This is a genomic window from Mesorhizobium sp. M1E.F.Ca.ET.041.01.1.1 (genome assembly GCF_003997355.1).
GTDB lineage: Bacteria > Pseudomonadota > Alphaproteobacteria > Rhizobiales > Rhizobiaceae > Mesorhizobium.
The window spans coordinates 1-704 of the sequence record NZ_RZSL01001170.1 but is presented as its reverse complement, the minus strand read 5'-3'; the positions used below and the strand labels follow the sequence as shown (position 1 = coordinate 704).

Here is a 704-nt window from a genome sequence, read left to right as displayed (position 1 = left end):
GGATATATTTCACCGGACAGCGCAGCGCCCGGCTGATCACCCAGGGCGACGACGACAAGCGCTGATCGCCCGCCAAGCCCGTTTCATCGACGCGTCACCTTGTCGTGATCAACAGGCTTCCGGCAGCCGTGGACTCAAAGTGCCTTCGGCGCCATGTTCCGAACCCAGGGGCAGGGGTTGTCGCGTTGTCGAAGAGGAGGAAGCAATGTCACAACCGCTCGTCACTCGCCGTTCGCTGCTGGCCGCCGCCGCCGCCAGCGGGGCGCTGATCATGTTGCACCCGTTTTCCGCCCGTGCTCAGGCCAATCAGGCGCACCTCAGGATCATGGAGACGACCGACATTCATGTGAACCTGCTGCCCTATGACTATTACGCCGACAAAGCGAACGACACGATGGGCCTGTCGCGGACGGCTTCGCTGATCGAGGCGGTGCGCAAGGAAGCCGCCAATTCGATGCTGATCGACAATGGCGACCTTTTGCAGGGCAATCCGATGGGCGACTACGTCGCCTATGAGAAAGGCATGAAGGACGGCGACCTGCATCCGATCATGAAGGGCATGAACCTGCTCGGTTATGAATGCTCGACGCTCGGCAACCATGAATTCAATTACGGCTTGTCCTTCATGGACAAGGAGCTGGCCGGCGCCAATTTCCCCTTCGTCTGCGCGAACCTGATCCGCGGCACCGCGCTCGCCGCCAACC

Annotated in this window: 1 protein-coding gene; it reads left to right on the top strand. The window is 61.1% G+C overall.

The window, feature by feature from the left end; genetic code table 11:
• Positions 1–205: 205 nt before the first annotated feature.
• Positions 206–704 (top strand): metallophosphoesterase (locus tag EOA38_RS38170; protein WP_189435248.1); only part of this gene is annotated, 499 nt, incomplete at its 3' end.